The organism is Runella sp., assembly GCF_027484545.1.
In the GTDB taxonomy this organism is placed as follows: domain Bacteria; phylum Bacteroidota; class Bacteroidia; order Cytophagales; family Spirosomataceae; genus Runella.
On record NZ_JAIXST010000050.1, the window covers coordinates 39,158 to 48,177 of the forward strand.

At 44.4% G+C, this 9,020-nt stretch carries 3 protein-coding genes; all 3 read left to right on the forward strand.

Annotated features, from left to right (window positions below):
• The first annotated feature begins 189 nt into the window (after positions 1-189).
• The 3 genes from Q0081_RS04510 (at position 190) to Q0081_RS04520 (ending at position 9,017) form a co-directional block, all read left to right on the forward strand.
• The gene (locus tag Q0081_RS04510) at positions 190-3,444 is read left to right on the forward strand and encodes a helicase-related protein (protein WP_298349817.1); all 3,255 of its coding nucleotides are present in this window, start codon (positions 190-192) and stop codon (positions 3,442-3,444) included.
• The gene (locus Q0081_RS04515) at positions 3,441-5,099 is read left to right on the forward strand and encodes an ATP-binding protein (protein WP_298349819.1); all 1,659 of its coding nucleotides are present in this window, start codon (positions 3,441-3,443) and stop codon (positions 5,097-5,099) included. Before Q0081_RS04510 ends, Q0081_RS04515 begins: the two co-directional genes overlap by 4 nt.
• A 246-nt stretch (positions 5,100-5,345) precedes the next feature.
• A complete protein-coding gene (locus tag Q0081_RS04520) occupies positions 5,346-9,017 on the forward strand; it encodes an Eco57I restriction-modification methylase domain-containing protein (protein ID WP_298349821.1) in 3,672 nt (1,223 codons plus the stop codon).
• Positions 9,018-9,020: the final 3 nt, after the last annotated feature.

Sequence of the window (9,020 nt, forward strand, 5' to 3'; positions counted from 1 at the left end):
TAATCACGGCTAAGGTAGACTCTCCCAAAATAGTGTTAGGAGACGCTCAGGTACTACCAATCTAAGTACCCCATTTCCTACAATTACAACCTGTTTGCTCACTTGCTAACAGGTTCAGACAATTTTAGGGCTTTGTTACCAACTACCCTATTTTTTTATCTTAATTTGTGGACATTCTAAAGTACGGTTATGTCCACCAAATTTTTTACCAACGAAACCGATAATACCCTCCTGCAAAAAATTGAAGGGGTTTTTCAATACAAAAACGTTCACTTTTTTGATGCCCTCGTAGGTTACTTTCGGGCTTCGGGCTATTTCAGAATACGCCCTTTCATTGAGAAAGCCCAAGAAATCCGCATTTTAGTAGGTATCAATATTGATGTTTTGGTGCTCGAAGCCCAGAAAAACGGAGTCATTTTTGAGGCAGACGCCCACCTGTCGCAAGAACAGTTTTTTGAGTCTTTAAAAGAAAACATCCAACAGGCCACCTACTCCAAAACCATTGAGGAGGGAATGCTGCAGTTTATCAGCGATTTGGCCACGGGTAAACTGCAAATTAGGGTACACCCCAAGCAAAATATCCACGCCAAAATCTACATTTTCAGAGAACAAACCAAGCACAGCCACGGCTACGGGTCAGTCATTACGGGGTCGAGCAACCTTACCGATTCAGGCCTCCAACGCAACTTTGAATTTAATGTCGAACTACGCGACGATACTGATATTGCCTTTGCCACCGACACCTTTGAAAAACTCTGGGTTGAAGGTGTACCCGTCAGCGAAGCGTTTGTGGATAAACTCAAACAACAAACCTACCTCAACGATACCTTCACCCCTTACGAGGTTTACCTGAAATTTTTGATTGAATATTTCGGCAAAAGCATTGACTTTGACCCCAATTCCATCAGCGATTTGCCCAAGGGCTTTAAGCGCCTTTCTTACCAGATTGATGCGGTCAACGATGGCTTCAATAAAATGGATAAACACGGAGGTTTTTTCCTTTCGGATGTGGTCGGATTAGGTAAAACGGTCGTCGCTACCCTCATTGCCAAAAAGTTTTACTTCAAAAATGGCTTCCCCGACCACCGCTCTCGTACGTTGATTGTGGTACCACCCGCCCTCAAAGGCAACTGGGAAGAAACCCTCGAAAAATTTGGTTTTGAAAGTTACGAAATCGTAACCAACGGCAGCCTGCACAAAGTACGCAATCCCGAAAAATATGATTTGGTGATTGTGGACGAGGCCCACAAGTTTCGGTCGGATGCTTCTACGGCCTACAACGACCTGCAAAAGATTTGTAAATCGCCTGCCCGCAGGGTATTGCCTGATGGCTCAAAAACCCAAAAGAAAGTAATGCTCGTTTCAGCTACGCCACTCAACAATCGCCCAGAAGACGTAGCGAGTTTGGTGTATTTGTTTCAAGATAGCAAAGATTCTACCCTCGAAGTGGGAAACTTGCAGCACTTCTTCCGCCAACAAATTGACGCTTATCGCAAGGCTAAAAACGAGACTGATTTGACCAAAACGCTGGCCGAAGTAAAACGCATTTATACCGAAATCCGTAACAAAGTCATCGAACCCCTGACCGTTCGACGGACGCGTACCGACTTGCAGATTCACGACCAGTATTCATTAGATTTAGCAGCACAAGGCATTCGCTTCCCTGATGTCAAAGGGCCAGAGAAGATTTTTTATCAGTTAGACCCGCAGCTTGAAAGCCTCTACGACAAAACCATTTGGCTGTTGACTCACCCCACTTTGGGACTTACCTACAACCGCTATCGGGCCATTGGTTTTCTAAAACCAGCCAAAAAGCAGAAGTATAAAAAGGCCGACATGATTGCCACGCAGTTGGCCAAAATCATGAAAACCATGCTCGTCAAACGCATTGACAGTAGCTTTCATGCTTTCAAGGCGTCATTGGGACGGTTTTTGCAGGCCAATCAAGCCATGATTACCATGTTTGAGCAAGGCCGTATTTTTATTGCCCCCAACCTCCCCGTGAGCGAGTACATCAACGACGGCAAAGAAGACGAACTATTAGATTTGGTATTGGAACGGCAACTCGACGACCCCACCATCGAAATTTGCGCCCCCGATGATTTTGAAGTAGGTTTTGAAAGCGGCCTCCAACAAGACCAAGAAATATTAACCCAATTGGTCATGCTTTGGGAGGGAATTGGCGACAAAGACCCCAAGCTCGACACCTTTGTTGAGTACCTCAAAAATCGCTTGTTTACCGACATCAACCACGAAAAAAAGTTGGTCGTATTCTCTGAAAGCAAAGAGACCACCGACTATTTGGCCAAGAAATTGCCCCAATTTATTGAAGAAAAAATCTTGACCGTGGACAGCCACACCCGCAAAGACCGTATGCCCATTATTCGGGAAAATTTCGACGCCAATTTCTCGGGTATCAAACGCAATGATTACCAGATGGTTATATCTACCGAAGTACTGGCAGAGGGGGTAAACCTACACCGTGCCAACGTCATCGTCAATTATGATACGCCCTGGAATTCCACCCGACTCATGCAGCGCATCGGGCGGGTCAATCGCATTGGGTCGGTGGCCAAAGAAGTACACGTCTTTAACTTTTTCCCAACGGCGCAGGTGGACAACGACATTGAGCTACAGAAAAAAGCCCTGATGAAATTGCAAGCCTTCCACGCAGCCTTGGGTGAAGATAGTCAAATTTACAGCCCCGACGAAACCCCCGAAACTTTCGGGCTTTTTGACAAAGACCCCGACGAAGAAAAAGATGAGAAGTTGGAATACTTGATGAAAATCAGAGAATTGAAAGAAAAAGACCCCGACTATTTCCGTAAGATTCAACAAATGCCGCTGCGGGCAAGGGTAGGCCGCAAAGACAAAACCCAACGCAATGAAACCATCAGCTTCATCAGAAACCACAAGCGCGATGCCTTTTTTTATGTGAAGACCAACGGAGAAGTGCTACCCCTCTCTTTTTTGGAAGCCGTCAAGAAATTTCAAGCCACCGAGTCTGAAAAAGCTATCCCATTGCACCCCACCCACCACGAACAGGTACAAACTGCCATCGGGCAGTTTCAGGCGGATATTGAGCGGGAAGCAAGCCCCGAACACAAAATAGACATTACCCCTGGCCCCAACGAAAAGAAGGCCCAAGACTACCTCAACGGCTTTTTGAACGTCCCGCACTTGGGCCCAGACGAAAAAACCTTGCTCCTTTTGGCCAAAGAAGCCCTGCAAAAAGGCTGGTACCAAAACCTACAACGCGACATCAATAAATTGCAAAAAAACCAGAAAACAGCCAAATTGAAACTGTCGGTTTTGCTGGACGAGTTGCTCAAAATCTTGAATAGTTATAACTTACAGACCCGCCAAAACCCCGTAGCCAAAACCAAAGCCACCCCCAAAGACCTTATCCCCAAAATCATCATTTCTGAAAGTTTCAACGCATGACCCCCGAATCACAACATATTGATTACAAAAGCATTCGTATCATACAGAAAGGCGAGAGCGGTTTCAAAGACTTGGCACAAGCGGCTGTTTGTTTTGCCAATGCGCAAGGCGGCAAACTCGTTATTGGCATTGAAGATGTGAATAAGATGCCACCGAGTGAACAAACCATCAACGTAGAAGACATCAACAAAACCCTTACCCGAATTCGCTCTCTTTCTTTTAATGTGGGTTTAACCGCCAGCGATGTGTTGACACATCCCAACGGAGGGCAGTATTTTGAACTTACTATTTTACCGTCTTCTAAAACCATTGCCACCACCAACGATGGCAAAATTTACCTGCGAGTAGGTGACCAATGCCACGCGGCCCGTAGCGAAGACCTCGTAAGGATAGCCGCCGAAAAAGATGCTTTTCAGTGGGAATTGCAATTGCGAAACGTTTGGTTAAATGACATTCCTGCCCAACATCTGACAAAATTTGCCAACGAGATTAGACAGTCGCCAAGGGTAAAGGAGAGCATAAAACAAAGAAGTGATGTCGAAATTGCCGAGCATTATAACCTCATCAACAGCGAGCAACTAACAAACTTGGGCATTTTGTGGCTTGGCAATGCTTCCCAACGCAGCCGATTGGCGTATCCACTCACGATACAGTATTTGGTTTACAATGACTTAGAGGAGAAAGTCCGTAAATTAGATTGGCACGATTACGCCCTCAACCCCAAAGAACTATTACAAGAAATCGAAAAAGAAGCCATCGAACTTACCTATTACCATGAGTTCCAAGACGGACTTTTCCAGCGCAAACCCATTCGATTTTATGACGAACGGGTCATCAGAGAGCTACTCATCAATGCCTTTGCGCACAAAAGCTACACCATATCAGGCGATATTTTTATCAGTGTTTATGTGGATAGACTGGAAATTAAAAACCCAGGCGGGCTATTGATGGGTATTTCCAAAGATAACATTCTGCACAAAACCGCCCGACGGAATCCTCATCTCATCAAAATCTTTCACGACCTCAACCTGATGGAAGGAGAAGGCTCAGGCTTTGATTTACTGTATGAAATCAGCAGCCGTAATGCCAAACCCTTTCCTATCGTTGAAGCCGACTTTGACAGTGTCAACGTGGTGCAGGAATCTAAAATCCTGGACGAATCAAGCATTGCGCTACTCGAATACGTATCGAATCACTATCAACTATCGCAACGTGAGTTTATCGCATTGGGTATCGTGTCGAGATGGCAAAAAGTCTTGACTACTCAACTCTACAAGCAGCTACAATTGCCAGAAGAAGAACGCCTTAGAAGTTACGTAAGTCGCTTAACCGAACAAGGTTTGCTCATCAGCCGTGGCCTTAAAAAAGGTACTGAATACCTCATCAACCCACAATTGGTGGCCAATGCCCGACTCAATGTCAAAGCCAGCCTGAAAGTCATAGAACCGCACCGCCTCAAAGCCCTGATCATTGAAGAATTACGCCTCAGGCCCCAAAGCAGCATCGAAGATATTCATCAACGCTTTGAAGAAATTGACCGCAAGGATATTCAAAAAGCCGTGTATAAATTAGTAGAAGAGGGCGAATTAGAATATTCAGGAGGTAAAACGTATCGTAAATACGAACTGGCAAAAAAAAAAAGAAATAAAAAATAAATGAAAAAGAAAAAGATTCAAATAGTTGATTTTTAAATAGTTAATTATTTTTATTTCTTTTTTGTAACATAAAAAAATGAAAAGAAAATAGTCTAAAATAACCATCTCTGAAAGTTTTGACGCATGGATATAACACGAGCTTGCTTGACAATACCCGCACAACCGCTACTTTCAGAGAAAATCTAATTATGCAACAGCCTGTTGCACAATTACAAGACAACGATTAACGAATTGACAGAAATACCCATGACCGAAAAAGAACTCAAAGAAAAACTTCACGAGCCATATCGCCTCCACACTTGGCAGGAGATCGTTCGTCATATATTCAAAAACCCAACCCTCTTTACCACCGAGGCGGCTTTGCCATTGTTTGAAAATGTGGAGTATGTGCAAAAAGCTTTTCAGTTTGGTACAGTATCACTGCACGACGACCGACAATTAGCCCTGATTGATGTCAAACTAAGCAGCAACAAAGTCATCTCAAAAAATAGGGTTCAGCTTCGTGAACTTATCGCCAAGTATGTAGATGGAGGCAAGTTTCAGGGCATTTTGGCTTTATTTCATTCTGCTGATACCACCCAACAAGATTACCGACTCACTTTCATTGCCAAAAGTAGCTCGTTTAATGAGGAGGGTGAGTTTGTAACCAAACAAACCTACCCAAAGCGTTATACCTATATTTTAGGCCAAAATGAGTCCTGTACCACCGCTGCCCAACGACTCACCAAATACTTAGGCGACAACAATCGGGCGGCATTGAAAGATGTCATTGAGGCATTCTCGGTTGAGAAACTCTCCAATGACTTTTTTGCCGAATACAAGTACAACTACGAAAAAAAGTTTTTGGCTCACCTTATGCCGCTCAAAAACACCGTTTTCGAGGGCAACGACAAAGCCGTGAGAGACTTTTGCAAACGCTTGCTTGGGCGTATTGTGTTCCTGTATTTTGTTCAGAAAAAACGCTGGTTGGGGGCTACCGTTGGCCAAGACCACTGGGAGGGCGATACCAATTTTTTGCTCTCGCTTTTCAAGGAAGTACAGGCACAAGACCAAACATCCGCGTTTTATTCGCATTGGCTTTCAAAGCTGTTTTTTGAGACGCTCAATACCAAACGAGAAGGGGATTTATTCAGGATGCCAACGGGCAAGCAAGTGAAAGTGCCGTATCTCAACGGGGGGCTTTTTTATGGTAAAAAAGAGCCTGAGGCGTCCCTCATCTCGTTTCCTGCCCACTTTTTCCATCAAAATGATGATAAAAAAGCCGATAAACCCAACGAAAGAGGGCTTTTCGACTTTATGAATAGCTTCAACTTTACGATTTATGAAGACAGTCCCGAAGACCAGACTGTGGCCGTTGACCCTGAAATGCTCGGACACATCTTTGAAAACTTGCTCGAAGAAAACCGTGAAAAAGGTGCGATTTACACCCCAAAAGACAACGTACATTTCATGTGTCAGCAAAGCCTGATTCATTACCTAAATGTACACCTCAATCCCAAGAACAACCCTACCATTGAAAGCCAAATCAGGCAAGTAGTGGTGCAGAAAAATATCAACAATATTCCAGAAGATTTACTAATTGACATTGACAATAGGCTCGAAAAAATCAAAATCTGCGACCCTGCCATTGGCTCGGGCGCATTTCCGATGGGACTGCTGCAGGAGATTTTTGCCATCAAAGAAATTATTTATTTTGCCCGAGGCTTCAAAAGCTACTCGTCGGCCAAGGTCAAAGAAAATATCATCCAGAAATCTATTTATGGCGTGGATTTGGACGCAGGTGCCGTGGACATTGCCCGCTTGCGCTTTTGGTTGTCGTTGATTGTGGACGAAGAAAAACCCCGCGCCTTGCCCAACCTCGACTACAAAATCGTAGAAGGCGACTCGCTTGTGCCCAAGTTTGAAAACCAGATTGTAGAAATTGAATGGAACAAATCACATACCACCAGTAATCAATTTCTCTTGGAGGGCATTCGGGACTCACTCAGAAAAGTGGTAGAGAAACAGCGTGCGTTTTTTAGCCTCAACGACGACGACACCCAGCCGCACCCCACCAAAGAAGCGCTGCAACAAGAGATTAGAGACATAAAGATTGATTTGCTGATTAATCAACTGGCATTGAGCCAATTAGAGGCCAGTGCTACCAATGTATCGCAAGGGGGATTATTTGCTTTGCCCAAATCGAAAGCCGAGCAAAAAGCCGAAGAAGACCTCCGCCAACGTACCGCAGGCTATGAAGAGTTGATTGTTAAATTGCGAGCATTGAAGCAAAACCCAGAAATGCCTTTGCGATTCTTTGATTGGAAACTCACCTTTGCCGAAATCCTCAACGAACAAGTGACCGACGAAAAAGGCTTCGATATTGTCATTGCCAATCCGCCTTATATGCGGGTGCAGGGCATACAGGCCAACTTGACCGACGAGAAAAAATACATCGAAACCGAAAAAGATTACCGCGAGATTACGACGGGGGCGTATGAATTTGCCAACCTGTTTTTTGTGATGACCGTCAAGAAACTGTCCAAAGAAAACGGCAGCAATTGCTTTATTTTTCCCCACAAATTCTTCAATTCTGATAGTTCTGCTCCCTTCCGTAGTTTTTTACGGAAAGGCATGTACATTGACAAAATTGCCCATTTTGGAGCCAATCGGGTCTTTAACGATGCCGATACCTACGTTTGCATTGCTTTTTTTTCCAAAAAAGCCAATGCAGGTTTTAAACTCCAAAAATTTGCCCACCGAACCAATTTTATCCCACACCTCAACGACGAATCTCGCTACGAATTTATCAGCTACGAAACCCTCGACCGCGCCGCCAAAGCCTACGGAGGCAACCAGTGGATATTTTTCAGAACCGCCGAAGAATACCAAATCTTTGAAAAGATATATCAACATTCGAGTAAAATAGAGGAAGTATTTGAAGATATATTTCAAGGAATTGCCACCAGCAACGACAATCTATTTTTGATTGAGGTGGAACGAGAAGATGAGGGATATTTATACGGCAAAAACAAACTCAGTGACCGAGTGTGGCAAGTAGAAAAGGCGTTTTTTAAGCCCATGCTGCGCGGGCGCGATGTACAACGCTACGCCCCTTTACACACCGATAATTACGTCTTTTTTCCGTATCAGGTACAAAACAAAAAAGCTGCGGTAGTACCCCTCAAAACCTTTGAGGACAATTATCCCTATACGTTCCAATACATCATGGAGCAAGAAGCCATTTTTAAAGCGCGAGAAAGCGGGAAAGCGGCCAAAATGTCCCATTGGTACGAGTATATTTATCCCAAAAACCTTGTCAAGTTTGAGCAGCCTAAGCTTTCCAGCATGGAAATCTGCACCACCCACCCCAACGTGACGTTCAATGAAGGTAATTTTTATCATAATACAAAAGTGTATAGTTGGGTCAAAAAAGAAAATATTTCAGCGAGTTACGAATACCTTTTGGCCATTGCCAACAGTGCTGTACTATGGTGGTTTTTGAAAAACACGGGCGATACCCTTCAAGGCGATGCAAGAACACTTAAAACCAATTATCTCAACCCATTTCCCATCCCCTTGGCCGTCAGTACGCACTACCAAGAAGCCATTGCGCACTTGGTAAAATACGTCATCTACCTCACCGATACGGCACACCCTCAGGTTCACCCGAGCATTGGCAATGGTGCCGTGGCTCAATACCTGCGGCAGGTCATAGACGGCTGTGTGTTTGAGTTGTATTTTGGCGAAGAAATGAAAGCCAAGCGCATTGACATCTTGCCGTTTGTCGCTACCGAAATCAAGCCCTATGACGGGCAGCCGCAAACCATTTTGCAGGTATATCAGCAGTGGCAACGGCCCGATAGCCAAGTTAGGAATCGCCTCAAACTCATGGCCATCGAAAGCCCTCATACCATAGCCCACATTCTGAATGTATGAAAA